General features: G+C 68.2%; 22 protein-coding genes. 13 read left to right on the forward strand and 9 right to left on the reverse strand.

Annotated elements, in window-relative coordinates:
- Positions 1 to 18: 18 nt before the first annotated feature.
- The gene (locus tag J2S53_RS00110; protein WP_456239234.1) at positions 19 to 5,184 is read right to left on the reverse strand and encodes a type VII secretion system-associated protein; all 5,166 of its coding nucleotides are present in this window, start codon (positions 5,182 to 5,184) and stop codon (positions 19 to 21) included.
- A 700-nt stretch (positions 5,185 to 5,884) separates the two neighbouring features.
- On the opposite strand from J2S53_RS00110, the gene J2S53_RS00115 reads away from it, so the two are divergent.
- Together J2S53_RS00115 and J2S53_RS00120 are read left to right on the forward strand one after the other, a co-directional pair.
- Positions 5,885 to 6,811, forward strand: coding sequence for a DUF5818 domain-containing protein (locus tag J2S53_RS00115; RefSeq protein ID WP_456239235.1), 927 nt, complete (start codon positions 5,885 to 5,887; stop codon positions 6,809 to 6,811).
- 274 nt (positions 6,812 to 7,085) lie between these two features.
- Entirely contained in the window at positions 7,086 to 7,880 is a 795-nt protein-coding gene (locus J2S53_RS00120) for an FkbM family methyltransferase (RefSeq protein WP_456239236.1), read from the forward strand.
- A gap of 74 nt (positions 7,881 to 7,954) precedes the next feature.
- Here J2S53_RS00120 and J2S53_RS00125 read toward each other — a convergent pair whose 3' ends face one another.
- From J2S53_RS00125 to J2S53_RS00155, 7 genes are all read right to left on the reverse strand, one after another.
- Positions 7,955 to 8,713 (reverse strand): sirohydrochlorin chelatase, encoded by a 759-nt coding sequence (locus tag J2S53_RS00125; RefSeq protein WP_456239237.1) that lies wholly within the window; start codon positions 8,711 to 8,713, stop codon positions 7,955 to 7,957.
- A 36-nt stretch (positions 8,714 to 8,749) separates the two neighbouring features.
- Positions 8,750 to 10,105, reverse strand: coding sequence for a sulfate adenylyltransferase subunit 1 (locus J2S53_RS00130; RefSeq protein ID WP_456239238.1), 1,356 nt, complete (start codon positions 10,103 to 10,105; stop codon positions 8,750 to 8,752).
- Complete coding sequence (gene cysD, locus J2S53_RS00135; RefSeq protein WP_175496684.1) at positions 10,105 to 11,049, reverse strand: sulfate adenylyltransferase subunit CysD; 945 nt, start codon at positions 11,047 to 11,049, stop codon at positions 10,105 to 10,107. Before cysD ends, J2S53_RS00130 begins: the two co-directional genes overlap by 1 nt.
- Before the next feature lie 115 nt (positions 11,050 to 11,164).
- A complete protein-coding gene (locus tag J2S53_RS00140) occupies positions 11,165 to 11,890 on the reverse strand; it encodes a phosphoadenylyl-sulfate reductase (RefSeq protein ID WP_456239239.1) in 726 nt (241 codons plus the stop codon).
- A complete protein-coding gene (locus tag J2S53_RS00145; RefSeq protein WP_092630667.1) occupies positions 11,887 to 12,078 on the reverse strand; it encodes an eL43 family ribosomal protein in 192 nt (63 codons plus the stop codon). Before J2S53_RS00145 ends, J2S53_RS00140 begins: the two co-directional genes overlap by 4 nt.
- Complete coding sequence (locus J2S53_RS00150) at positions 12,075 to 13,787, reverse strand: nitrite/sulfite reductase (RefSeq protein WP_092975449.1); 1,713 nt, start codon at positions 13,785 to 13,787, stop codon at positions 12,075 to 12,077. Before J2S53_RS00150 ends, J2S53_RS00145 begins: the two co-directional genes overlap by 4 nt.
- 235 nt (positions 13,788 to 14,022) lie before the next feature.
- Entirely contained in the window at positions 14,023 to 14,118 is a 96-nt protein-coding gene (locus J2S53_RS00155; RefSeq protein WP_342752520.1) for a putative leader peptide, read from the reverse strand.
- A gap of 380 nt (positions 14,119 to 14,498) precedes the next feature.
- Here J2S53_RS00155 and hemW point away from each other — a divergent pair, with 380 nt between their 5' ends.
- From hemW to J2S53_RS00200, 9 genes are all read left to right on the forward strand, one after another.
- A complete protein-coding gene (gene hemW / locus J2S53_RS00160; protein WP_456239240.1) occupies positions 14,499 to 15,737 on the forward strand; it encodes a radical SAM family heme chaperone HemW in 1,239 nt (412 codons plus the stop codon).
- Between the two features lie 314 nt (positions 15,738 to 16,051).
- Positions 16,052 to 17,077 carry a heat-inducible transcriptional repressor HrcA gene (hrcA, locus tag J2S53_RS00165; protein WP_165400776.1) on the forward strand — a complete coding sequence of 342 codons (1,026 nt, stop codon included), beginning with the start codon at positions 16,052 to 16,054 and terminating at the stop codon, positions 17,075 to 17,077.
- A 91-nt stretch (positions 17,078 to 17,168) separates the two neighbouring features.
- Positions 17,169 to 18,347 carry a molecular chaperone DnaJ gene (gene dnaJ, locus J2S53_RS00170; protein ID WP_092975443.1) on the forward strand — a complete coding sequence of 393 codons (1,179 nt, stop codon included), beginning with the start codon at positions 17,169 to 17,171 and terminating at the stop codon, positions 18,345 to 18,347.
- 120 nt (positions 18,348 to 18,467) lie between these two features.
- The gene (locus J2S53_RS00175) at positions 18,468 to 19,208 is read left to right on the forward strand and encodes a 16S rRNA (uracil(1498)-N(3))-methyltransferase (RefSeq protein ID WP_456239241.1); all 741 of its coding nucleotides are present in this window, start codon (positions 18,468 to 18,470) and stop codon (positions 19,206 to 19,208) included.
- A 72-nt stretch (positions 19,209 to 19,280) separates the two neighbouring features.
- Positions 19,281 to 19,631, forward strand: a complete 351-nt coding sequence (locus J2S53_RS00180) for a histidine triad nucleotide-binding protein (protein ID WP_456239242.1) — start codon at positions 19,281 to 19,283, stop codon at positions 19,629 to 19,631.
- Positions 19,632 to 19,787: 156 nt separating this feature from the next.
- Positions 19,788 to 20,867 (forward strand): PhoH family protein, encoded by a 1,080-nt coding sequence (locus tag J2S53_RS00185; protein ID WP_456242660.1) that lies wholly within the window; start codon positions 19,788 to 19,790, stop codon positions 20,865 to 20,867.
- Complete coding sequence (gene ybeY / locus J2S53_RS00190) at positions 20,864 to 21,430, forward strand: rRNA maturation RNase YbeY (RefSeq protein ID WP_092923436.1); 567 nt, start codon at positions 20,864 to 20,866, stop codon at positions 21,428 to 21,430. Before J2S53_RS00185 ends, ybeY begins: the two co-directional genes overlap by 4 nt.
- 29 nt (positions 21,431 to 21,459) lie before the next feature.
- A complete protein-coding gene (locus J2S53_RS00195) occupies positions 21,460 to 22,776 on the forward strand; it encodes a hemolysin family protein (RefSeq protein WP_175530014.1) in 1,317 nt (438 codons plus the stop codon).
- The gene (locus J2S53_RS00200; protein WP_456239243.1) at positions 22,769 to 23,134 is read left to right on the forward strand and encodes a cytidine deaminase; all 366 of its coding nucleotides are present in this window, start codon (positions 22,769 to 22,771) and stop codon (positions 23,132 to 23,134) included. Before J2S53_RS00195 ends, J2S53_RS00200 begins: the two co-directional genes overlap by 8 nt.
- 28 nt (positions 23,135 to 23,162) lie before the next feature.
- On the opposite strand, the gene J2S53_RS00205 is transcribed toward J2S53_RS00200, so the two are convergent.
- The gene (locus tag J2S53_RS00205; RefSeq protein WP_456239244.1) at positions 23,163 to 23,663 is read right to left on the reverse strand and encodes a MarR family winged helix-turn-helix transcriptional regulator; all 501 of its coding nucleotides are present in this window, start codon (positions 23,661 to 23,663) and stop codon (positions 23,163 to 23,165) included.
- A 54-nt stretch (positions 23,664 to 23,717) separates the two neighbouring features.
- Between J2S53_RS00205 and J2S53_RS00210 the strand changes: the two genes are divergently transcribed.
- Both J2S53_RS00210 and era read left to right on the forward strand, forming a co-directional pair.
- Positions 23,718 to 25,493, forward strand: coding sequence for a chloride channel protein (locus tag J2S53_RS00210; RefSeq protein WP_456239245.1), 1,776 nt, complete (start codon positions 23,718 to 23,720; stop codon positions 25,491 to 25,493).
- A 117-nt stretch (positions 25,494 to 25,610) separates the two neighbouring features.
- The gene (gene era, locus J2S53_RS00215) at positions 25,611 to 26,519 is read left to right on the forward strand and encodes a GTPase Era (protein WP_456239246.1); all 909 of its coding nucleotides are present in this window, start codon (positions 25,611 to 25,613) and stop codon (positions 26,517 to 26,519) included.
- Positions 26,520 to 26,815: the final 296 nt, after the last annotated feature.

Here is a 26,815-nt window from a genome sequence, read left to right on the forward strand (position 1 = left end):
GGGCCCCGTCGTGGGCCGTTACCGCTGACGGTATGAAGATCGTTCGGTTTCGGTGACGTAGGCGCGTGCCCAGGCCGGAAGATTTCCGTTCGGTGCGATGTCAGCGACACCTCGACGGTCGGCGAGCAGCCGGTCCGCGATCTCGCGCACCTCCAGCCGGTCCAGCCACTTCGCGGGCAGCGCGCTGCTCCCCCGGGAAGCCCCCACCACGGCACCGCAGACCGCCGCCGTGGCGGCGCTGTTACCCGCGTGACTCGCCGCGAGCACCACGGCCCGGCGCCAGGAGTCCGGGTACGACAGGGCCGCCAGCACACCGATTCCCAGCGCACTCGGGCCGTGCCATCCCGTTCCCAGCGAACGCAGCGCCGAGTCGCTCGGTGTTCCCCGCCGTGCCACTCGAACCGCCGAGCGAAGCGCGTCCGCCGTGTTCTCGCAGCCGTCGTACTTGTCCAGTTCGGTCAGCACGGCGGCCACGGCCTCGGCCAGCGTCGTCCCCCGCAGCAGCTCGTGGTTCAGCGCGGCGAGCGCGCCCGCGGGCAGATAGCCGTCCGGAGCGCCGTGGGTGAGCACGGCCGTTCGCGCGCCGAGCGTGAAGGCCGCGCCGGTGTCGTCGGCCAGCAGCCCCAGCGGAGCCGCGCGCACGGTGGCCAGGTATCCGGCCGAGTCGTTGGGCGGTTCCGCCGGGCCGGGAAGCCCGTCCTCGTCACGCGGTTCGACCAACGCGGCCGTCCCGGCGTGATCGGGGAAGCGCTGGGCGTTGAGCTCGGAACAGTGCGAGAGCCAGTCGGTCGTGACGGGCGGATCGATGGCCACGCCCTGCGTACGGACCCAGTGCCGCAGCGCCTCCCGCACGTCGGTCACGTAGCCGGTTCCGCTCCCGCGTCCGAGCAGGTCGGCGCGGATCGTTCCCGCCAGCACGAAGGCGAGTTGCTGCGTCGCCGCCGTGACACGCCCGCTGCCCCCGAACGCCTCGGCCAACCCGATCGACTCCGGACGTCGCAGCCGGTCCGCCCGCCCGAGCATCCAGGGCGCTCCGAACGCGTCACCGCAGGCCGCCCCCAGCACACACCCCGCCAGCCGCTCCTCGAAGTCCAGGCTCAGCGGGGTTTCCCGCACCAGTACCCCGGAGTCGGCGGATTCATCGGGCTGCTCACCGAACAGCAGCGCGGCCCGTTCGTCGCCGAAGGCCCGTGCGGTGAGCTCGCGGAGCTCCCCGGCGAGCTCGTCGGGAACCTCCTCGGGGCTCTCCCTGAGCTTGCGCCAAGCGGCCAGCAGCCGCGTCTCCTCCGCGGAGAGTTCCGTTCCCGGTGATTCCCCCGGTGAGCTCGTTCTCTCGGCACCGTCGGCTTCCGGCGCTGGTGCGGCTCCCGTCGGCGCCGGGGTTCCGGGGGGCGGGTCGTACGTTCCCTCGGAGTTGGTCTTCTCCGACGGCAGGCGACCGCGCTCCTCCCCGTCTTTCGCGCTCTCGCCGGTGCGGCTTTCTTCGTCGTCGGGGAATTCATCATCCACCGTGGCCTGCTCCGCCGCGTTCAGGTACTCCGCCGTTCGCGCGCTCGTCGACGCGGCGTCGGCCTCCAGCGTGGCGTCCCGCTCCGGTTCGGGGACGGAATCCGTGGCCGGGAGGTCGCTGCCCGCGAAATCCGCCGCGGTGGCGACCCCCTCCGCCTCTTCCTCGGCCGTGTCCGCCACGGCCGCCGTGTCCACGGATGTGCTCTCGGAGCCGACCGCGTCCCGCTGCCCGTCCGTGCTTTCCACGTCCGCGGTGGACTGGTCGTCCTCCTCGTGCTGTTCCCCGTCGTCCGGTTTCCCACCGTCCGGCTCGGTCCCGTGCCCGTTCGGCACCGCCGTGACCGTCTCCTCGGCGGGTTCTTCCGGCGCTCCCGCTTCGTCCGACTGTCCGGCCTCGTCCGCCGCACCTGTTCCCGGCTCCGTGGCCAGCGCCCGTTCCCGCAGCGGCCACCTCGGCGCCACCACACCGGCCCTTTCACCGTCGGGTACCGGATACCGTTCCGCCCAGTCCCGCTCGGGCGGCGTCTCCGCGCCGAACTCGAGATCCGCGTCCCGCGCGAGCCGCTCGATCGACTCGCGCAGTTCCAGCGATTCCAGCCATTCCGCGGGAATCCGTTCGAGCTGCAACGCGCTGCCCATGATATTGCCGCAGATCGCCCCGGTGGAGTCGCTGTCGCCGGAGTGGTTGACCGCCAACAGCACCGCGTCGGTGAACGAGTCGGGGTGGCTCAGCGCGGCGTAGACCGCTATGGCGAGTGCTTCTTCGCCCACCCAGCCACCGCCGAGCTGCTGTTCGATCACCTCGGGGCCCGGCTCGCCCAGCGAGACCAGCTCCTCCGCCCGCAACAGGCACTCGGTCGTCTCCTCGTGCCCGTCCCAGGTCGCCAGTCGCGCCAACGCGGTGTCGAGGGCCCGCCGCGGCGTGTCCCCCTCCAACAACCGACGCACCAACACGGCCAGCGTCCCGGCGGGCAGATACCCGCTGGGATGGCCGTGGGTCAGCATCCCCGTCTCGGCGCCCAGCCGGAACACCTCGTCCACATCGGCCGACCACAGTGCCGCCGGAGCGGCACGCATGACCGCGCCGCATCCCTTGGACTCGTTCAGTGGGTTGTGCGACGAACCGGGCCCCTCGCCCGCGGCGAATCCCCGCAGCGCCTCGAGACAGGTCGTTCCCGGCGCTCGCCGATCGAACAGCTCGGACCGGGCGAGCAGCCAACCGTCCGGTTCGGTGCAGCCGGGTCCGGTGACCTCGTCACTCTCGAAGCCCTGGGTGTGCAGCCAGCGTTGGTAGGAGTGCTGCACCAGCTCGACCGGATCGGTCGCCAACCCACGGCGCATGCTGTGACCGGCGCGGATGAGTCCGTCCAGCGTGAACAGGGTCAACTGGGTGTCGTCACTGATCGGAGCGGTGTCCGCTCCGCTCGGTTCGAGGCCGGTGACCCCCTCGGGACCGAACCGGTCACGGATCGCGCGCAGCGAGTCGAACTCCACCGGGTAGCCCAGCGCGTCACCGACCGCCCCACCCAGCAGACAGCCGAGCACCGGTTTCCGGGACGTGTCCGCCGCACCGGGACGTCCTTCGGCCTCGCTCGCCTCCTCCGTCGAGGAACCCGCGTTCTCGTCGGCGCTTTCGGCCGGTTCCTCGGTAGGGGAGTCCTCGGCGGTCGGCTGTTCCGCCGTGGACGGTTCGGAGTGGTCGGGAACCGTCACGGGAAAGTCGGTGCTGAACCCGAGTTCGGAACCGTCCCGCCTGCCCGGATAGCGGTGCCGCCACGTCGGATCGTCCGGCGGTTCGGCGCCGAACTCCAGCAGCGCGTCCCGCCCCAGGATCTCGATCGTCTCCCGTCCCCGCAGGTCGCGCAGCCAGGTGCCCGGCAGGGCGCTCTTGCCGTACCGGGCGCCCGCCAGGGCACCGCAGATCGCTCCAGTGGAGTCACTGTCCCCGGAGTGGTTGACAGCCAGCAGTACGGCATCGGCGAGGCTTTCGGTACTCAGCAGGGCGCAGACGGCGATCGACAGTGCCTCGGGGCCGGTCCAGCCACCGCCCAGTACGTCCTTGAGTCGTTCCGGGGTGGGACGCCCGTGCTCGGCCAGGTTCACCGCCGCGGCCAGCGCCCGCTCCGTGGCCGAGCCAGCGGCGTGTTCGCCGAGTACGCTCCGTGCCCGCGCGAGTGCCTCCGGAACCGGGGTTTCCCACAGCAGTTCCCGCAGCAGGACCGCGAACGTGCCGGCTGGTAGATAACCGGCCGGCTCGCCGTGGGTCAGCGCGGCGGCGCAGGCGGCCGTTCGGAAGACCTCCGCCGCGTCGTCCGACCACAGCGCGGCACCGACTCCGCGGAGCACCGCGCCATGAGTGTCCGAATAGTACAGCGGTTCCTCGACCGTGCCCGCCCTGCCCGAGGCCGCGAACTCGCGCAGCGCGCTGATCGAGCCGCTGGCGGGCGAGCGCACCGCGAACAGCTCCGGCCGCTCCACGAGCCAGCCGTCCGGTTCGGGATGGGTCTCCGAGAACGGCCCGGCCACGCGTGACCAGGAGTATCCCTGGCTGTGCAGCCAGCGCTGCAATGCCAGCTGCACGGCCGGAAGCGGTGTCTCCGCGACCCCGTGGCGCACTGCGATGTGACCTCGGACGAATCCCTCGAGCGCGAACAGCATCAACTGGCCGTCGTCGGTGAACGAGCCGCCTTGCTGGTTGTCCCGGTCGTAGTCGGTTACCCCGGCGCTGCCGTACCGGTTGCGGATCTGCTCCAGCGGGTAGAACTCCACCGGTGCGCCGAGCGCGTCACCGGCAGCGGCGGCGAGCAGGCTGCCGAGCAGGCGTTGGCCGGTTTCGTCGTTCCCGGTTTCGCCGTTACTCGTATCGGCAGGTGCGGGCGTGGTTCCGGGTGGCGCGGTGCTCCCCGCCGCGATGTTCGGTGCGCCGGTCGATCGTGCTTCGGGAGTCGTTGCCGCGGCGGGGGCTCGCCGCGACGCGGGCGGTTGTACCGGGGCCGACTGTGTCGTTCCTCCGGGACGATCCGGTCGGTGGCGGGTTCCGAGCCCCGTGACCACCGTGGTCGCCTCCGAACCGTTGCGTGATGTCCCCTCGCTGCTCCGCAGCGGGATGCCCGCGGCCTGGATCAGGTCCTCGCAGGGAACACGCACCTTGCTCGGGCTGGCGGGGTTCACCTGCATATCGGTGCCGAGCGGACGCAGCTCCGCGAGCGACCTGCCGGTCATGCGTTGCCAACTGGTCCAGTTCTGCGGCAGATGGCCTTCCGAGGTGAAAACCTGCAGCTGATTGCGTCCCGAAGGGTGTTCGAAGGTGAACAGTCCTTCGCCCTGCGGCTGGGCGAACAGGATGAGTTCGGCCTCCAGCAGGGAACCGAGCAGCGTCTGGGAGGGGGCGTAGCCGGTGGTGGTCAGTTGCAGCGCCCGCTCCACGTCGTTGGTGGGGGCGGGAAGGCGCAACGCCACGGGAGACGGGCGGTAGTTCGGGTTCGGGGAGAAGTCCGCGGTGATCTCCCCGTGCTCGTCGACTCGGAATCCACCGATGAACCCCCAGGGCGGGACTTCCGCGTTGGGATCGGTGAAGATCGGATCCACCACGTAGAGCCAGCTGTTCGGTTGTTGCGCGGCCTGCTCCCGCATCGCGGGCGTAATCACCGGTCGGCTCGGTTGCTGACTGTTCATCTCCCCGCTGCTTCCCATTTCCGGTTCGTCGATGCGCAGGGTTCGACCTGCGATTTTCCGGTTGGCGACCACCTGGCGGAACGCGCACTCGGCTGGCTACGACGATCGGACGCGACGCGTTGAGCGATCGGTTCCGGTGTGTGTCCGCACAATCGTTACTGTCTCATGATCTCACGGAGTGAATTTCGGTATCTCCCGTTCACCAGGAGTGATTGTTCGGATTCGCAATGCGGTTAACCGCTTCCGTGGTGGGCGGATGCCGGTTCGCGGGGAGCGGACGTTCGTGGAGTTGTCGTTCCCCGCTCGTCGGATGTCCCTTCCGGCTCCTGCTCCCGAAATCATGCTCCTGGTTCCGCTGTCTATGGGGCGGGTGGGGCCGAATTGCTCCGAAAGGCCCAGTCAGGGCTCCTTTCGTTACTCCGATCGGGTGCGAAACCTCTTCGGAAGTGGCAGTCTGGGCGGTCTCGCCACGTGGTGGGAACCACAGGGCATCGGCCGAGTCGCGGTACCCCTCGGCTCTCGGTCGGGGTGGACCGTCGGTCGCTCCCGCCCCTGTTCCGAGGTGTCGGCACTGTACCCGGGGTGCTTACAACTCGATACGAATCGATGACCGTTTCGGGGCAACCCGAAGTCCACCGCGACGTCTCCCGGGGCGAAAGGATCATCGAAGCTATCCCGAACGAAAGGTGGCTCGACAAGGATGCGCAAGACTTTCGCGATCGCCGCCGCCGTGTTGACAGTACTGGGTGGCGCGGGCACCGCTGCCGCCGCGGAGAAATCCGACGGGCAGTCCCCCCGGAACGGCCAGAGCGGGGCAGGGCTGTTCACCAGTGCCACCGGAACGCTCGTACGCGGCGATCAGGGATACGCCCTTACAGCGGAAAGCGACGGCACGCGCTACCGGCTCACCGGTGCGCCGGATATGCTGCTGCCCTATGCGGGTGAACGGGTCAAGGTGACCGGGAGCGATTCCGGCAAGACCTCGGAAACCGACCGGCTCGCGGTCAGAACGGTGGAGCCGGTCGCACGCGGCGAATCGTTGCCCGAGCGCGGTACCACGCGACTGAACTTCCAGGTGCGTACCGACGGCTCCGTGAGCGGCAGCACGACGTTCTACGGCCTGTTCGGAACTCCCGGTGCGAACCCGCGTGACGAGGTCGCCGACATCGACGAGCTGGGTGCGGTCGCGCTGCGCGACAACGACGGTGACGGCGTCTACTCCGCACCGGTGGGACTGCGAACCGGTCAGCGCGTCGTCGCGCGTATCGCCGTCGGCAACAGCGTGGTGGGTCCCCGCGAGGCGATCCACCCGCAGAGCGTCGTCCAGCGGGACAACACCGTCGTTGTCAGCGGTGACACCACCGTCTCCACCGAGTACGCGGCCACGCGTTCCTGCGGTGACGTACCGTTCACTCCCAACTCGGACAACGGTGCATTCGGTATCGAGGCGAGCGGAGCCGACTGCGACACCGCCCGTGACGTGGCGGCGGACGCCGAAGGGCGGATCGGGCAGGACTACCGCAGCAACGGTTTCGAGTGCTCCGCGGCCGAGGCGGACGGCGAGCTGGGTGGCTACGACTACACCTGCCGCGACGCCGGACGCGAGGTGACCTTCGCGGCCTCCTGACGGAGATTTCCCGCGCGCTCCGGGAGGGTAGGACGAGTCGGGATCTCCCCGTCGGTTCCGCACGCTCCGGAGAGCCGATCGGTGCCGCTGTGACGGATCCGAGGGCCGATACGGACCGCTTGTCCGTATCGGCCCTGTTACTGCTCCATGCGCCTCGCGGTGCGATTCGGCACGTCGATTATCCTACGTTGGGTGATCGATCGGGTACGGAAAGTGAAATCGCGACGTGCCGGGTCGGCGACAGTGACCGAACACCTACCGAAAGCGAGTTTCCGTGTCGGGGCAGTTCGAGCGGGCCGAGGGGAAACGTGTTGTCGAGGGAGGCGCGGCTTCGGAGCGGCGTCGATCGCGGCTGGCCGCTCTGCTGCGGACGGCTTCGGCCGGATCGTTGTTCGAGCCCGAGACGAGAGGTCTGCCGAGTGTGGTCGCTACCGGTGACGTGTGCTTCGACGTCGGTGCGGCCTACGGCATGTACAGCTTCTCACTGGCAGCGCTGGTCGGTGAGCACGGGACGGTGCACTCCTTCGAACCGCAGCGTAAGCCACATCGGATACTCGCGGGGCTGCAGCGGCTCGTCCACCTGCCCCAGCTGCGGGCCACTCGTGCCGCGCTCGGGAGTCGCACGGAACCACGCGGGCTCGTGGTGCCCCGCCGCTTCGGTTTCCCGGTGCACGGCCACGCCCATATCGACGAGCGAGGATCCACCCCCGGGGAGCGCGATGAGGCGCGGCGGGCGCGAACCCATACCGTCGACGTGCTCTCGGTGGATCAGGTGCGGCGTTCACGCGGCCTCGACCGCGTGGACTTCCTCAAGATCGACGTGGAGGGATACGAACCGTTCGTGCTGGAAGGCGCGGAACGGACGCTCGCGGACTGCGAGCCGACTCTGCTGCTGGAAATCGAACAACGCCACCTGGCCAGATACGGGTTCGAACCGGACAAGGTCACCCGTTGGCTCCGCGGGATGGGATACGGCATGTACGTCTGGCACGCCGAACGGTGGGTGCCTGTCGACAGGGTGACCACTCGCAAGCGGAACTATCTCTTCACCACGAGACGGGGAGTCTGACCAACCGCGACACCGCACCGCCGTCGATTTCTCGCGAAATCGCCGGGCCGTTGGGCTAGCACTGCCGTGCGTCCTCAAGTGGCGTGTGCCAGCGCCCCGGGCCTGGCGGCCAGTGCCGCCTCGTACCGTTCGATCACCAGCTCGGCCAGTTCCGGTGCCGCTCCCATCGTGTCCGCCAGCAGCGGGTGATCGGCGTGTTCGGCGGCCCGTTCGAGCACTCGGTCGGGCAGTCTGCCGGGAGCCAGGAACCACGAGCCGACGGCGAACCGCCGTGCTCCCCGCGCACGCAGCAGCTCCAGCGCGGTGGGTACGTCGGGCTCGGCAGCGGCGGCGAACGCCGCCACGGTACCGGCCCAACGACTGTGCCGCTGCCAGAATCCGGCCACATCGGAGACCAGCCCGTTCGCGGAGTCGTGCGCCGAGCCCGCACCGGCCAGTACGACACCGAGTTCCGGATCGGCCGGATCGGCACCGCTCTCGGTCAGCCGCCGCCACGCCGCCTGCCGCAACCTGGGGTCCGGTCCGAGCACTTCGGCCGTGCACAGCCGCAGCAGCGGATTGCGGCGTTCGGCCTCCCGCGCCGCGTTCGGGATGTCCACGCTCGCGTGGTAGGCGTGGCCGAGCAACAGCGGAACGATGACGGCCCGCCTGTTGCCGTCGGCGTGCACGGCGTCGAGCACGTCGCCGAGCCGTGGCGCTGACAGCTCCAGGAACGCGGTTCGTACGTCAAGTTCGGGGCGGACGGAGCGGACCACGTCCAGCAGCCCCTGGATCGTGGCTGCCGAACGTGGGTCCCGACTGCCGTGCGCCACCGCGACCAGCGGTGCGCTCATCCGGGAACTCCGGTCGTCATCGAGTCGCTGGGGTCGTCATCGAGTCACTGCCGAGGCCAGCGGGGCCAGCGGAACACCGATCAGGCCCGCCGCGAGCGTGGAACCGTCGGAGGGATCGAGCACGATGAACGAACCGGTGCGCCTGCTGTCCGCGTAGTCGTCGATCGGCAACGACTCCGAGGTGCGGAACCGGATCTTGCCGATCTCGTTGAGCTCCAGCTTGTCCGGGGCGTCCACGCTCGACAGTTCCTGCTCGTCGAAGCGGGTGGACAGTTCGGTGGCCATGGCCTGCACGGTCCGGGCGCCGTGCTTGATCAGCACCTTCGCGTTCGGCGAGAGGGGCTTCTCGGCGAGCCAGCAGACCGTGGCGTCGAACTCGTCGGTCACCCGGGGCTGTTCCTCGGCCGAGACGATGACGTCGCCGCGTGCGATGTCCAGGTCGTCCTCCAGCAGCACGGTGATCGAACGTCCGGCCGCAGCGCTCTGCGCCCGGCCGTCCGGGGTGTCCACCATGGAGACCCTGCTGCGCGCTCCGCTCGGGAGCACCACCACCTCGTCGTCCTCGTTGACCACTCCCGCGGCGACCTGCCCCGCGTAACCGCGGTAGTCCGGGTGGTCGGCGGTACGCGGCCGGATCACGTACTGCACTGGCAACCGGAACGGAACGTCGTGCGGGTCCGGAGCGACCGGAACCGTTTCCAGGTGCTCCAGCAGGGCGGGGCCCTCGTACCAGGGCGTGCGCTCGGAACGTTCCACGACGTTGTCACCGTGCAGTGCCGAAACCGGGACCGTGACCACGTCCTCGTCGGAGTAGCCCAGGGCCCTGGCGTGCTGTGCGAAGTCCTGGGCTATGGCGGTGTGCACCGACTCGTCGAAGTCGACCATGTCGATCTTGTTGATCGCCAGTACCAGTCGCGGTACGCCGAGCAGCGCCAGTACCGCGGCGTGCCTCCTGGTCTGCTCCACCACACCCTTGCGGGCGTCGACCAGCAGCACCGCGAGCTGCGCCGTGGAGGCACCGGTGACGGTGTTCCTGGTGTACTGCACGTGGCCGGGGGTGTCGGCCAACACGAAAGTGCGCTTGCCGGTCGCGAAGTAGCGGTAGGCGACATCGATGGTGATGCCCTGCTCGCGCTCCGCGCGCAGCCCGTCGACCAGCAACGACAGGTCCGGAGTGCTCAGCCCGCGGTCGGCGCTGGCGCGGTGTACCGCGTCGAGCTGGTCGGCCAGCACCGACTTGGTGTCGTGCAGCAGCCGTCCCACCAGCGTGCTCTTGCCGTCGTCCACCGATCCCGCCGTGGCCAGCCGCAACAGGTCGGTGTGCACCGGAAGTGCCACTTCGGTTCCGCTGTCGGGAGCGAACCGGGTGAGGGTTTCGGTCTCGTTGCTCATCAGAAGTAGCCCTCCCGCTTACGGTCCTCCATGGCTGCCTCGGACATCCTGTCGTCGGCTCGGGTCGCCCCTCGCTCCGTGAGGTGGCTGGCGGCGACCTCGGCGATCACGTCGTCCACCGTGTACGCCTCGGACTCCACCGCGCCGGTGCACGAGCCGTCCCCGATGGTGCGGTAGCGAACCGTCTTCTCGTGGACTTCCTCGTCCTCGCGCGGCCCGCCCCACGGGCCGGAGGTCAGCCACATGCCGTCCCGATGGAAGACTTCCCTGCGGTGGGCGTAGTAGAGGTTGGAGAGCTCGATCTTCTCGCGCTGGATATAGCGCCACACGTCCAGTTCGGTCCAGTTGGACAGCGGGAACACCCGCATGTGCTCGCCCGCCCGGTGCTTGCCGTTGTAGAGGTTCCACAGCTCGGGGCGCTGCCTGCGGGGATCCCACTGGCCGAAGGCGTCGCGCAGGCTGAAGACGCGCTCCTTGGCGCGGGCACGCTCCTCGTCACGCCTGCCGCCGCCGAACACGGCGTCGAAGCGGTTCTGCTCGATCGCCTCCAGCAGTGGCTGCGTCTGCAGCGGATTGCGGGTACCGTCCGGCCGTTCGCTGAGCCTGCCGTCGTCGATCCAGTCCTGGACCCTGGCCACGACCAGTCGCAGATCGTGGCGGCTGACCAGCTCGTCGCGGAACCGCAGCACTTCCTCGAAGTTGTGCCCGGTGTCCACGTGCAGCAGCGGGAACGGCACGGGGGCGGGCCGGAACGCCTTCAGTGCCAGGTGCAGCAGCACCGTGGAATCCTTGCCTCCGGAGAACAGGATCACCGGGCGATCGAACTCCCCAGCGACCTCCCGGAAGATGTGGATCGCCTCGGATTCCAGCGCATCGAGGTTGTCCACTTGTGGTGGTGCCTCGGATGTCGCCGGATCTTCCGGTAGGTCGAGATTTTGATCCATGATCGCTTCCGTCGTCATCAGCGTGCCCTTACACAGTTACCAGTTCATCCCATCGGGTGATGTTCTGGTGCCGGTCGTACCGGCATTTTCCCCCGGAGTTCCCGAGTCCGCGGGCTTAGGCGTGCAATCCGCACTCCGTCTTCGTGCTACCGGCCCAGCGGCCACTGCGCCGATCCGCGCCCGGTGCGGGCTTGGCGGTGCACGGCTGACACCCGATCGAGGGAAAGCCGGCGGGGACCAGGGGGTTCACCAGCACATTGTGCTCGGCGATGTAATTGTCCATGTCCTCGTCGGTCCACGCCGCGAGCGGATTCACCTTCACGAGGTTGTTGCGTTCGTCCCAGGTCACGAGGGGAGTGTCGGCCCTGCTCGGCGAATCCACGCGTCGCAGACCGGTGATCCAGGCCTCGTAGCGGGCCAGCGTGTTGCGCAGCGGAAGAACCTTGCGCAGGTGGCAGCACCGGCCGGGGTCCCGTTCGTAGAGCCTCGCCCCCTCGGTGGCGTCCTGCTGTTCGACCGTCTGTTCGGGCATCGCGTCGATGATGTTGACGTCGTAGGTCTGCGCGACCGCGTCGCGAGTACCGAGCGTCTCGGCGAAGTGGTAGCCGGTTTCCAGGAACAGCACGTCCACGCCCGGCTGGACCTTCGAGACCAGGTCTATCAACGAGGCGTCCTCCATGTTGGAGGCCATGATCAGGTTATCGCCGAACGTGCGTGCGGCCCAGTCGAGTACCTCCGATGTGCTCGACCCGGCGAGTCGCTCGGAGGCGTCCTCCGCCAGAGCGCGGAGTTCGTCGTCACCACGTCGAAAGCCGATTCGGGAGGTGCTGTCAGTGGTCATGGTTCTTCGTCCTCCTCTGTCAACGCCAACCCGGCCAGTCGCACCGTGAACACGCGACGGCACGCCTGACATTTCCACGCGCCCACGGGTTCAGCCTCCGGTGTGAGTTCCTCGTCACCGCAGTACGGGCAGTAGAACGGAACGGCCCTGCCCTCGGGACCCGGTTCTGCCGAACGCCCCCCACTCACGTTAGCGCCTCGTCACCGACGCGTTTCGTCCACTCGGCGAAGGTCTCGTCCTCGCCGCGCTGCTCGACGTAACGACGCACCAGGCGTTCCACGTAGTCACCCACCTCGGCGGAAGTCACCTTGTGCCCCCGGATCTTGCGTCCGAAGCCCGCGTCCCTGCCGAGACCGCCCCCCAGGTGCACCTGGAAGCCCTCGACCTGGTTGCCCTGCTCGTCCTGCACCAGCTGGCCCTTGAGGCCGATGTCGGCGACCTGGGTGCGGGCGCAGGCGTTCGGGCAGCCGTTCAGGTTGACCGTGACGGGTTTGTCGATGTCGCCCTGCACGTCCTCAAGTCTGCGTTCCAGATCCTCGACCAGCTCCATGGCACGGTTCTTCGTCTCGACGATCGCCAGCTTACAGAACTCGATTCCCGTGCACGCCATGACGCTGCGTCGCCAGGAAGAGGGCCGTGCCCGCAGGTCGAGCCGGTCCATGTCGCCGACGAGGTTCTCCACCTCGGAGCCGGGGACGTCGAGCACCAGCAGGTTCTGCTCCACGGTGGTGCGGATCCGGCGCGATCCCGCGCGTTCGGCGGCCTTGGCGACCTCGATCAGCTTGGAGCCGTCGACCCTGCCCGCCACGGAGGTCACGCCGACGTAGTAGTTGCCGTCGACCTGCTCGTGCACCCCCACGTGGTCACGGGGTCCGTCCGGCAACGGCGGTTCCGGACCGTCGATGAGCGCGCGACCGAGGTACTCGTTCTCCAACACCTCGCGGAACTTCTCGGCACCCCAGTCCGACACCAGGAACTTCATCCTCGCCCGGTTGCGCAGCCTGCGGTAACCGTAGTCGCGGAAGATCTGCACAACGGCGTTCCAGACCTCGGCGACCTCCTCCACCGGAACCCAGGCTCCCAGGCGTACCGCGAGCTTGGGGTTGGTGGACAGGCCACCGCCGACCCACAGGTCGAAGCCGGGGCCGTGCTCGGGGTGCTCGACCCCGATCAACGAGATGTCGTTGGTCTCGTGAACCACGTCCTGGCGCGGGGACCCCGAGATGGCTGTCTTGAACTTGCGCGGCAGGTTCGAAAGTGATTCGTCACCGATGTAGCGTTCGGTGATCTCCCTGATCGCCGGGGTGGCGTCGACGATCTCATCGGCGGCGATGCCCGCCACCGGGGAGCCGAGCACGACGCGGGGGCAGTCACCACAGGCCTCGGTGGTGTACAGCCCGACGGACTCCAGCTTTTGCCAGATGGCGGGCATGTCCTCCACCCGGATCCAGTGCAGCTGGACGTTCTGCCGGTCGGTGATGTCGGCGGTGTCGCGGGCGTAGGTCTGTGAGATCTCACCGATCACCCGCAGTTGCTCGGTGGTCAGCGCGCCGCCGTCGACCCTGATGCGCAGCATGAAGTACGAGTCGTCCAGCTGCTCCGGCTCGATGGTTCCCGTCCGGGCGCCCGGGATGCCGGGAGCGCGCTGCGTGTAGAGGCCCCACCAGCGGAACCGACCGCGCAGGTCGGAGGGGTCGATGGAGTCGAAACCACGCTGCGCGTAGATGTTCTCGATACGACCGCGGACGTTGAGTGGGTTGTCGTCCTTCTTGGACTGCTCGTTGCCGTTCAGCGGTTCGCGGTAACCGAGCGCCCACTGGCCCTCCGCGCGGCCCTTGCCCTTACGTGCGGGTGCGCGGCGTTGTGTGGGGCTCGGTGCTTCCGTCGGGGGGACCATTCGTCCGACCTCCGCGATGACATGGCGTGACTACGCCGCGAGAGTTTTACGGGAAAAAGAACGCTCACGATCCGGTTGCCGACACATCGGATCGGATGCGGACACGAAACGCGACAGGAACTACCGGGAGTTTCCGATCGGACCGACGCGGGCGACCACTCGGCGCCGGGCCTCCGGAAGCGGAAACCGCGTCGTATTCGCCGAGCGAGCACCCGTCAGGTGCGAACGGGAAACTTCAACAGTCCGTGCTCCGGCACAGCGCGCTGGAGACCCGCCGTAGATCCAGGTAACGCCGGGCGACCAGCAGCAGCTCGGTGGGGGTCGCGTCCATGGTCGTCAGCGTGCCACGCACGTATCGGGCGGTCCAGGATCATCCGCATGCTGGGACAGCGCGTCACCCGTACGTTGGCGGGTCCTGTGAGCGAACAGACCCGCACACAGCGGGTGCCCGGCGTGGTACCCGCGGCCCGTCGCGGGTGCCGTCCCTTTCCGGTGGGAGCAACCTCACACTCGTGGAGCACTGTAGTCGATCGCCGTCGCGTGGTCACCGCGGGTCGGCGGAATCGGTGGTCGGCGTGGCACCTCCGTGTGCCCCGGCCACCCGCGGCGGGTTCAGCCGCGGAAACGGCTCCGAGAACCGGGTCGACGAGGTGCTGGCGACGAGGAGACGGAGTTCGCGCTGCTGTCGGCCCCCGAAGGCCCGCTGGGAGAATGTGTGTCGTGAGCACGCATCCACCGACCGGCGAACAACCACCGCAACAGGGCACGCTGCCCGCCACCGCGCTGCGTGGCGTGGGACAGCGGCCGTTCGGGATATACGTGCACGTGCCGTTCTGCGCCACCAGGTGCGGTTACTGCGACTTCAACACCTACACCGCCGACGAGCTCGCCGGTGGTGGCAGCTTCCGCGGCTGGCTCGAAGCTCTCAAGGCCGAACTGGAGCTCGGGGCCCGGGTGCTGGGGGAGGGCAACCGTGCGGTTCCCCGCGCCGAAACCGTCTTCGTCGGCGGCGGGACCCCCTCACTGCTGGGTGGCGAGGGGCTGGGCGAGGTGCTCGACGCGGTACGTGCCTCCTTCGGGCTCGCCCCGAACGCCGAGGTCACCACCGAGGCCAATCCGGAGTCCACCTCCCCGGAGCTGTTCACCGCCCTGCTCGGGGCGGGCTACACCAGGGTTTCGCTGGGGATGCAGTCCGCGGCCGAACACGTACTGCGGGTGCTGGACCGCAAGCACACCCCGGGCCGTGCCGTCGCCGCCGCGGGTGAGGCGATGGCGGCGGGGTTCGAGCACGTCAGTCTCGACCTCATCTACGGAACCCCAGGCGAGAGCACCGACGACCTACGGGGGTCGTTGGAAGCGGTGCTGGAAGCCGGGGTGGACCACGTCTCGGCCTACTCCCTGATCGTCGAGGACGGCACCGCCATGGCTCGGCGGGTCCGCCGCGGCGAGCTGCCGATGCCGGACGAGGACGTGTTGGCCGCCGATTACGAGCTCGTCGACGGGGTTCTCTCCAAGGCCGGATTCGACTGGTACGAGGTCTCCAACTGGGCCACCGGCGAAGCGGCACGCTGCGCGCACAACATCGGTTACTGGCGTGGTGGTGACTGGTGGGGTGCGGGACCCGGCGCGCACAGTCACGTCGGTGGCGTGCGGTGGTGGAATCTCAAGTACCCGAGCCGTTACGCGGCCGCCCTGGGAGAGGGGATCTCGCCTGCCGCGGGGCGAGAGGTGCTCGACGCGGAGGACCGACGTGTCGAACGCGTCATGCTGGAACTGCGGCTGCGGGAGGGACTCGCCACCGAGGTGCTCGACGACGCCGGAGTCGCCGAGGCCCGGCGCGCCGTGACCGACGGCCTGCTGCGGGGCGAGGAGTTGCGTTCGGGACGCTGCGTGCTCACCGATCGCGGCAGACTGCTGGCCGACGGGGTGGTCCGCCGACTCGTCGGTTGATACCCACACCTGTCCCGCGCGTCTCGGAGGTGCGGCGGGTGGTTCACCGGAAACGGTGATTCGTCGGAATCCTGCCTGCCGGGAGCGGTCGCCGGCCCGGCCACGTCGGGCGCTTACGGTGCTCGTCCGGGCCCGAACACCGGTGAGAGCGGGTTTCGCGGCACTCACGACCGCCGCCTGCCCGCCACCGTCCTCGTGGCCCTCGGCTCAGCGGTCGAAACACCGTAAACTCGGACGGTGGACCGCAGGCACGGGACGTGTGTCTGCCGAGTCGGACGTGTCCATCCCGGGGCGCGCCGAACGAGGAGGTGACGCTGGTGAATGCGGACGAGCGCCGGTTCGAGGTGCTGCGCGCGATCGTTGCCGACTACGTGTCCACCAACGAGCCGGTCGGTTCCAAGACGCTCGTCGAGCAGCACAATCTGGGTGTGTCCAGTGCCACGGTACGCAACGACATGGCCGTGCTCGAGGAGGAAGGGCTCATCGCGCAGCCGCACACCAGCGCGGGACGGATTCCCACCGACCACGGGTACCGGACCTTCGTCGACCGGCTGCACGAGATCAAACCGCTCACCTCGCCGGAACGCCGTGCCATCCACGCCTTCCTGGAGGGCGCGCTGGATCTCGACGACGTGATGCGGCGGAGTGTCCGGCTGCTGGCCCAGCTCACGCAGCAGGTGGCCGTGGTGCAGTACCCCACGCTGACCCAGTCCACCGTGCGTCACGTCGAGGTGGTGACCATCACTTCGGCGCGGCTCATGCTGGTGCTGATCACCGACACCGGGCGGGTCGATCAGCGTATGGTCGACCTGGGTGATGTCATCGGCGAGGAGGACGTGTCGCGGCTGCGAACCGTGCTCAACTCGGCGATGGCGGGCAAGCGGCTCGCCGAGGCCTCCGCTTCGGTGGCCGAACTCCCCGAGCAGTCTCCCCCGGAGCTGCGGGAGACCATGTCCCGGGTGTGCGGGGTGCTCATCGAGACGTTGGTGGAACACCCCGACGAGCGCATGGTGCTCGGGGGAACCCCCAATCTGACCCGCAACGTCGCCGATTTCCCCGGGTCGTTGCGCCAGGTGCTCGAAGCGCTCGAGGAGCAGGTGGTCGTACTGCGACTGCTGGCGGCGGCACGGGACTCTGATGGTGTGACGGTTCGTATCGGGATGGAGAACGAGGCCGAGGAGATGCAGACGACCTCGGTCGTTTCCACCGGTTACGGTTCGCATGGGACGGTACTGGGGGGGATGGGCGTGGTCGGCCCCACTCGGATGGATTATCCGGGAACGATGGCAGCGGTTCGTGCCGTTGCGTCCTACGTGGGAGAGATCCTGGCGGGGCGGTGACGTCCGCGTCGGCACGTGTGGCGCGCCACGACCGGCCCTTCGGAACTCTTCGGCATGTACCCGCTAGACGAGCAGAGGAAGAGCGCACAAGGTGGCCAAGGACTACTACGGGATCCTCGGGGTATCGAAGGACGCGACCCAGGATCAGATCAAGCGGGCTTACCGCAAGCTTGCGCGGGAACTCCATCCCGACGTCAACCAGGAGGACGGCGCGCAGGAGCGCTTCCGAGAGGTAAGCACTGCTTACGAAGTTCTTTCGGATCCCCAGAAGCGCCAGATGGTCGACCTGGGCGGGGACCCGATGGACAGCGGGGGAGGTGCCGCGGGCGGTCGCGCCGGTGGTGACCCCTTCGCCGGATTCGGCGGCCTCGGCGACATCATGGACGCGTTCTTCGGTGGCGGATCCGGCGGCGCCGCCGGACGTGGACCGCGCAGCCGGATGCAGCAGGGATCCGACGCCCTGTTGCGGCTGGAGCTGACGCTGGAGGAGTGCGCCCAGGGAGTCAACCGCGATGTCACCGTCGACACGGCTGTCGTCTGTGACACCTGTGAGGGTGGCGGCTCCAGCGCGGGCAGCGCCCCCTCCACCTGTGACACCTGTGAGGGCCGCGGCGAGATCCAGTCGGTGCAGCGCTCCTTCCTCGGGCAGGTCATGACCTCGCGTCCCTGCCCCGTCTGCCGCGGCTTCGGCGAGGTGATCACGGATCCCTGCCAGCAGTGCGGTGGCGACGGGCGGGTGCGTTCCCGGCGCACCATCACGGTGAAGATCCCGGCCGGTGTCGGTGACGGGATGCGGGTCCGGCTCGCCGGTGAGGGCGAGGTCGGCCCCGGCGGTGGTCCCGCCGGCGACCTGTTCGTCGAGGTCGAGGAACTGCAACACGAGCGGTTCGTCCGCGACGGTGCCGATCTGCACTGCCACGTCCAGGTGCCCATGACCGCGGCGGCGCTGGGCACGGTGGTCAACATCCGAACCCTCGAGGACGAGGAGGAGCTGACGGTCGAGCCCGGCACGCAGCCGGGTACCGAGTACGTGCTCGACGGCCGTGGGTTGCCCAAGCTGCGTTCCAACGGGCGGGTGAGCGGCCACGGTGACCTGCACGTTCACCTGGATGTGCGGGTGCCGACGAAACTGGACGAGGACCAGGCCGACCTGCTGCGGCAGTTGGCCACCGTGCGTGAGGAGGAGCAGCCCGAACCCACCGTCAGTGCCGGTGGCAACGGGCATCGCAACGGCATCTTCTCCCGTTTCCGAGGCTTCGGTCACCGCTGATCCCGTCCACATCGCTGGTTCCGCCCGGCCCCGTGCTCGCGGGGTCGGAACGGGACGCGGTCCCCGCGCGGCCTGGCCGTCCAACGTGTTTCGGCTCGTCTCCCGGAAGGGGTTAGCGCGATGTCATCCACCCTCCCGGTCTTCTCGGTCGAGGAGCTGCCCACGGGCGAGCTCACCCGGCTGGACGGCCCCGAGGGCAAGCACGCCGCCACGGTGCGTCGGATGCGTTCCGGCGCCCGGCTGTTGCTGTCGGACGGACGGGGCGGTGTGGCCGAGTGTCTGGTGACCGAGGTCGCCAGGGACGCCCTGGACCTGGAGGTGGTGCGGCGGGACAGGGTCCCCGCCGCCGAACCCCGGGTTCGGCTGGTCCAGGCGCTGGTCAAGGGTGACCGTGGTGAACTCGCCGTCGAACTGGCCACGGAGGCGGGGGTCGATCTCGTCACTCCCTGGCGGGCCGAGCGTTGTGTGGCGCGCTGGGAGGACGGCCCTCGTGGCGCCAAGGCACTGGCGCGGTGGCGCAATTCCGCGCTGCAGGCCGCCAAACAGGCACGCAGGGCCTGGATCCCCACGGTGACCGAGCCCTGCTCCACCTCGGAGGTCGCGGAGACGCTGCGTGGCCGCGAGGCCGCTTTCGTGCTGCACGAGTCCGCCGAGCTCGGACTGGCCGACGTCGAGCTGCCCACAGCCGGTGAGATCGCCGTGGTCGTCGGCCCGGAGGGCGGCATCACCGATCAGGAGCTGTCTACACTGCGTGCGGCGGGGGTCCGACCGGTCCGACTGGGGCACGAGGTGCTGCGGGCCTCCACCGCGGGTGCCGTGGCGCTCGGAGCGCTGGGCGCACTCACGCCCCGCTGGCGGTGATCGGGGGTCGGGATCGGGGATCGAGCGGAGCACCCGGTCACGGCGTGATCGGTGGTGGATAGTCTCGCGGGCATGACCGATACCGAACCCTCCCTGTTCGAACGGATGATCGCGGGCGAGATCCCCGCCGATTTCGTGCACACCGACGAGCGCACGATCGCGATCCGCGACATCAGCCCGCAGGCGCCGGTCCACGTGCTGGTGGTCCCCCGCGAGCGGTACCGCAACGCGGCCGAGCTGGCCGCGGCGGATCCGGAGCTGTTGTCCGAACTCGTCAGGGTGGCGGGCCGGATCGCCGAGAGCGAGGGGATCACGGAATCGGGGTACCGCCTGTTGTTCAACACCAACTCCGATGCCGGGCAGACCATCTTCCACGTGCATCTGCACCTGCTCGGCGGACGCCAGTTGGGGCCGTTGGCCTGACCGGTCGACCTGACCACACCGACAGCGGGGGTGTGCTCGGCGCGTTCCGGGGAACGAACATCGGCGCTAATCCAGTTGTTCGTTGCTCTACCATTGACAGTGACAGGATCCAGTACCGAAATCGCGCTTCAGCGCAGGAAGCAGGCCGGTAACAGCGTGGCCGGAACCGCAGCGGACGGGGCGGCGGCTCGTTCGGGAAACGAGTCGTCCCAGCCCCAGAAGGCACAGTCCACCCGAACAGTGCCCGACACGGCGGTGCTCGCCCTGCTCGGCTCGAAGGACGAGAACCTTCGGACCGCGGAGGAGGCACTCGACGCCGATGTCCACGTACGGGGCAACGAGGTGAGCATCTCCGGGGAGCCCACCGAGGTCGCGTTCGCCGAGCGGGTGTTCGACGAACTCATCGAGCTGGTTTCCAAGGGCAACCAGCTCACCCCCGACATCGTGCGTCGCAGCGTGACGATGCTTTCCGCCAGTAACGGGGACTCACCCAGTGACGTGCTGACCATGGACGTGCTGTCCCGTCGCGGGCGCAGTATCCGTCCGAAGACCGCCAACCAGAAGCGCTACGTCGACGCCATCGACGAGAACACGGTCGTCTTCGGCATCGGACCGGCCGGAACCGGCAAGACCTATCTGGCGATGGCCAAGGCGGTGCAGGCTCTGCAGGCCAAGGAGGTCAACCGCATCATCCTCATCCGGCCCGCCGTGGAGGCCGGGGAGCGGTTGGGGTACCTGCCGGGAAGCCTCTACGAGAAGATCGATCCCTATCTGCGGCCGCTCTACGACGCGCTGTACGACATGATCGACCCCGAATCGGTCCCCAGGCTGACCCAGGCCGGAACCATCGAGGTCGCCCCGTTGGCTTACATGCGCGGACGTACCCTCAACGACGCCTTCATCATCCTCGACGAGGCGCAGAACACCACGCCGGAACAGATGAAGATGTTTCTGACCAGGTTGGGTTTCGGCTCCAAGATCGTGGTTACCGGTGACGTGACGCAGATCGACCTGCCCGGTGGTCAGCGCAGCGGACTCAAGGTCGTCCGCGAGATCCTGGAGGGGATCGACGACATCCTGTTCTCGACCCTGGACAGCCAGGACGTGGTGCGGCATCGCCTGGTCGGTGAGATCGTCAACGCGTACGACCGTTGGCAGGAACACCAGGACGGTGAGGGCGGCAATCCTGCCCGAAAGACACGAATCTCCGAGGGGCGGGCGCACGAGCAGGCATGAGTATCGAGATAGCCAACGAGTCCGTCGTACGGGTGCCCGAGACCACCATCGTCTCCGTTGCCCGCTTCACGCTGGACCGCATGGGCGTGAGCAGGTTGGCCGAGCTGTCCATCGTGCTGGTCGAGCTCGACGTGATGGCCGACCTGCACGAGCGCTGGATGGACCTGTCAGGTCCCACCGACGTGATGGCGTTCCCCATGGAGGAGTACGAGGCGCCACGCGGGCAGGACTCCACCGAGACCAGCCCGGGACTGCTCGGTGACATCGTGCTGTGTCCCGAGTTCGCCAGGGATCAGGCACGCAAGGCCGGTCACGGGATGGAGGACGAACTCTACCTGCTCACGGTGCACGGGGTGCTGCACCTGCTCGGCTATGACCACGCCGAGCCGGAGGAGGAGCGCGAGATGTTCGCGTTGCAGAACCGGCTGCTCGCCGAGTTCCGCGAGGCCAAGACGGAGGCCGATCGCGCCGCACAGCAACGCGACGCCGATTCACGAGTGTTGGGTGTGGTGGGGCTCGACGAGTCCCAGGAGGCCACGGCCGACGGCGATTCCGAACGGTAACGGACTTTCTCATAGTGTTCACCGGAATCATGGCGCTGCTGGTGTGGGCCGTGTTGTTGGTGTTGGCGGCCGGTGTGTTCGCGGCTGCCGACGCGGCCATCGGAACGGCTTCGCACGCCAGAGTCGAGGAGCTACTGCGGCAGGGAAGAGCCGGAGCGGCACAGTTCGCCAGGGTGCTGGCCGACCGCCCCAGGCACGTCAACCTGTTGCTGCTGTTGCGGTTGACCTGCGAGCTCACCGCGACGGTGCTGGTAACCGTGATGGTGCTCGAGGTGAGCGCCACGCCCGGCTGGTCGGTGCTGTTCGCCGTGCTGATCATGTTGGTGGTTTCCTACGTGCTCGTCGGCGTGGGACCGCGAACCATAGGTCGCCAGCATCCCTACGGGGTGGGACTCGTGGTGGCGGGACCGGTAGCCGTGCTGGCCCGTCTGCTCAACCCGCTGACGCGGTTGCTGATTTTCGTGGGAAACGCCATCACTCCCGGCCGTGGTTTCCGTGAGGGGCCGTTCTCCTCGGAAGTGGAGCTGCGGGAACTCGTCGATCTGGCCGGGGAACGCGGCGTGGTCGCCGCCGGTGAGCGCGAGATGATCCACTCGGTCTTCGAGCTCGGCGACACCACGGCACGCGAGGTGATGGTGCCGCGCACCGAGATGATCTGGATCGAGCGCGTCAAGACTCCCCGGCAGGCACTGGCGCTCGCCCTGCGTTCCGGTTTCTCCCGTATTCCCGTGATCGGTGACAGTGTCGACGACATCGTCGGGATCGTCACGCTCAAGGAACTGGCCAGGATGACCACCGAGCGCGGCGAGTCCTCCGATTCCGAGAGCGTCCGGGTCTCCGAGCTGATGCGGGAGGCCAGTTTCGTGCCGGATTCCAAGCGGCTGGACGAGTTGCTCAAGGAGATGCAGCTCTCGCGCAGTCACATGGCTATAGCCGTGGACGAGTACGGCGGCACGGCGGGACTGCTGACCATCGAGGACATCATCGAGGAGATCGTCGGTGAGATCACCGACGAGTCAGACCGGGAGGAACACCGTCCGGTCGAGTGGCTCGACGAGGAACTGGTTCGGGTCAGTTCACGGTTGCCGGTGGCCGATCTCGCGAGCCTGTTCGAGGTGGAGCTCGACGATTCCGAGGTCGAGACCGTCGGCGGGTTGCTCGCGCAGCGCCTCGGCCGTGTCCCCCTCCCCGGGGCCGAGGCCGAGATATCCGGACTCCGGTTGCGTGCCGAAGGGGGTAAGGACCATCGCGGGCGTATCCGGATCAACGCGTTGCTGGTTCGCAGGGCGAGTGAGTCCAACGGGCACAACACCGCCGATGACGAAAGGAATTCGCAGCATGGCTGAACGCATCGAGACCGTGGCCGAGCGGCTCGACCCCGAGGACGGCAAGATCGTGACGTTGGCGCGGTCGGCGCGGGCGCGCATCGGCGCGGCGGAGGGCGCCGCCGTGCGCGACACCGACGGCAGAACCTACACCGGCTGCACCGTGCGATTGACCGCGCTGCGGCTGACCGCGTTGCAGGTGGCGGTGGCCGCCGCCACCTCCAGTGGGGCCGAGGAGCTGGAAGCGGCGGCCGTTGTCACTGACGCTGGTGAAGTGGATGCCGACTCGGTGGCGGCGGTTCGGGAGCTGGCGAGTACGGCACCGGTGTTCCGGGCGGGCGGTGACGGCGAGGTCGTCGAGCTCTCGCGAGGGACCTGACGAATCCGACCGGTGCCGACCGGGTGGCTCAACGCCACTCGGTCAGTCCCGCGTCGTAGGGGGAGGCACGTGGTGGTGGTTCCTCCCCCGCTTCGGTGAAGGCCTGCAACGCCCGCACCAACCCAGCGCGATCCTCGTGCGGGATTCGTTCGACGATGGCCGAGATCTCGCTACGGCGGTACTCGGTGACCCGATCCACCAGGTCGCGGCCCGCTTCGGTGAGGCTGACCGTGATCTCCCGCCGGGACTCGGGATTGCTGTTGCGCTGCGCCCACCCCGCTGTGACCAGCCTGTCCACCGTTCTGGTCGCCGTGGACGGATTCACTCCCAGCATCTCCGCGAGCGAGACCAGCTTCAACGGGCCCCGCGAGCCGAGGGCCACCAGCAGTCGGAACTGCGGCAGCGTGATCGGCCCGGCAACCGCGGCGACCGATTTCGCCGAGACTCCCACCAGTAACCGGGAAGCGGTCAGTACCGCCTCGGTGATCGCGTCCACCTCGTCACCGTGCGGCGGCATTTCGTTACGCATGTCGCCATTTTCACATTGACGTGTACAGGGCAAGAGTTGCATCATGCAACGGTGATGGCGGAAGCCGTAAAACGATCGATAGCCCTGCCCGTAGCGGTACGTGGGCGGATCGGGATCTGGCTCCGCGAACGTGGCAGCGGCCTGATGGCCCTCGCACTGCTGGTCGGCCTCGGTTCGGGGCTCGGCGCCATAGCCTTTCGGTGGCTGATCACGTCCGCGACCGAGCTGTTCTCCGGACGTCCCGAATACACCGACGTGCCCGGTGCGCCACACCCCTGGTTGCCCGGCCTCGGAATCTGGTTTCTGGTGCTGGTCCCCGCCATCGCGGGACTCATCTACGGCCCACTGGTCTACTGGTTCGCTCCCGAAGCCAAGGGACACGGTGTTCCCGAGGTCATGTACGCCGTATCGGAACGCGGCGGCCGGATAAAACCTCAGGTCAGTCTGGTCAAGGCTCTGGCCTCAGCGCTGTGCATCGGTGGTGGCGGATCAGTCGGCAGGGAAGGTCCGATCGTGCAGATCGGGTCCGCGCTCGGCTCGACCATGGGACGCGGCATGCGGCTCACCGAGCGGAGAATGCGAGTGCTGGTCGCCTGCGGCGCGGCAGGCGGCATCGCCGCCACGTTCAACGCCCCCATGGCGGGACCGTTCTTCGCGATGGAGCTCATCCTGCGCGACTTCACGGTGGAGTCCTTCGGCGCCGTGGTGCTGTCCAGCGTCACCGCCAGCGTGATCGGACGCGCCGTGATGGGCAACGAGGCGTTCCTCTCGCTGCCCGACTTCCACCTGCGGAACCCGAGCGAATTCCTGCTGTTCGCGCTGCTCGGCGTGCTCATCGGTGCCGCCGGGGTGCTGTTCTCCAAGGTCCTCTACCGCATAGAGGACCTCTGCGACCGAATATGGCGCGGTCCGGAGTGGCTGCGTCCCGGCGTCGGCGGGTTGTTCCTCGGCCTGCTGTTGCTGGTGCTGCCGCAGATGTACGGCGTCGGCTATCCGGTGCTGGGCAACGCCATCAACGGCAACTACGCCATCTGGTTCCTGGTGATACTGCTACTGGGCAAGATGATCGCCACCAGCCTCACCATCGGCATCGGCGGATCCGGGGGCGTGTTCGCACCCGCCCTGTTCATCGGCGGCATGGGCGGCACCGCGTTCGGTCTCGTCGCTCACGGACTGATCCCGGAGATCGCCGGATCGCCGGGAGCCTACGGGCTCATCGGAATGGGGGCGGCCTTCGCCGGATCGGCACGGGCGCCCATGACGGCTGTGATCATCCTGTTCGAGCTGACCGGGCAGTACTCGATCATCCTGCCACTGATGCTCGCCGTCGTGGTCGCGACGTTGATCAGCAGAACACTCAGCAGGGACACGATCTACACCACCAAGCTGAGCAGGCGCGGCATCGACCTCGACGCCAGGCAACGGCGTGGTCGGTTGCCGGACCGCACGGTCTCCGACGTGATGGATCCGCTGCCGGAAACGTTGACCACGCGGACCGGGCTCTCCGAAGCCGCGCGACGGCTGGCCCAGAGCACTGACTCCGTGCTGCCCGTGCTGGACGACGAAGGGCGCTACAAGGGGTGTGTCACGGCGGGGGCCGTGGCCGAAGTGCTCGGGGACGGCACCGTGGACAACGGCGAGGTCGGCGACCTGCTGGAGAGCCCCCCGACGATCGCTTCCGGGAGCAAGCTCGTCGACGCGCTCGACTCGCTGGTCTCCGTCGAGGTGACCGCTGCTCCCGTGCTGGAGGAGCAGGGTACCCAACCGGTCGGTTGGATCAGTCACCGAACGCTGTTGAGCTGTATGGGGACGACCGCCAACAGCGGCTGAGAACGGTTTTCAAGGACGTGCTCCCGGGGCCCGTTCGGCTCCACCCGCCGTGGGTAGCGGTGGAGTGACCGGGCTCCCCACACGTCAGTGGGATGGCGGGCACGTCAGAATAGAGCCGTGACCAGCTCAAGCGAAACACATCGATCCGGATTCGCCTGCTTCGTGGGACGTCCCAACGCCGGCAAGTCGACGTTGACCAACGCGCTCGTCGGCACGAAGGTGGCCATCACCTCCAGCAAGCCGCAGACCACGCGGCACGCGATCCGAGGGATCGTGCACCGGACCGACGCGCAGTTGGTCATCGTGGACACGCCGGGACTGCACCGTCCCCGGACCCTGCTGGGAGAACGACTCAACGACCTGGTGCACGAAACGTGGTCCGAGGTCGATGTCATCGGCTTCTGCGTGCCCGCCGACCAGAAGATCGGTCCCGGCGATCGCCACATCGCCGCGGAGCTCGCCAAGGTGGCCCGTCGTACCCCGGTGATCGGTGTCGTCACCAAGACCGACGTGGTGAGCAGACCACGCGTGGCCCAACAACTGGTCGCCATGCAGGAACTCATGGACTTCACCGAGATCGTTCCGGTCTCGGCGGTGGACAGGTTCCAGATGGACGTTCTCTCCGATCTGCTGGTGCGGCAGGTTCCGGAGGGACCGCAGCTGTACCCGGACGGCGAGATCACCGACGAGCCCGAGGAGTCGTTGATCTCCGAACTCATCCGCGAGTCGGCCCTGGAAGGGGTGCGTGACGAACTGCCGCACTCACTGGCGGTGGCCATCGACGAGATGGCCCCCAGGGAGGACTACGACAACCTGGTGGACATCTACGCATCGCTGTACGTGGAGCGTTCCAGCCAGAAGGCCATCGTGATCGGTAGGAGCGGGGAACGCCTCAAGGAGGTCGGCGAGACCGCCAGGCGGCACATCCAGGCGCTGCTGGGCAGCAAGATTTACCTGGATCTGCAGGTGAAGGTCGCCAAGGAATGGCAGCGCGATCCCAAGCAGCTTCGCAAGCTGGGCTTCTAGGGTCGCGGCGCGAACTCGTTTGGCTCGCGTGATCGTATCTTCGACCGGGTTGGGACGTTCCGGTGTGTGAGTCCGGTCCACAGCAGGGCGGCGGGGCACATCCAGCAGCGATACGCCACCTGCCCGCCGCCTCGCGATGGGTCCGGCTCAGGCGCCGGCGCCACTGGTTTCTCGCGGGTCGGGGTCCGGGCTCGTAGCGGTGACCGGTTCGCGATGATCACTGCTATCGAGGGTCAGCGCGTCGTGATGATCCAGCCGAGTAGCGGTCCCGCGAGTGCTGCCTCCAGCCGTCATGG

This window comes from Actinopolyspora lacussalsi, assembly GCA_030803735.1.
Taxonomy (GTDB): Bacteria; Actinomycetota; Actinomycetes; order Mycobacteriales; family Pseudonocardiaceae; genus Actinopolyspora; species Actinopolyspora lacussalsi.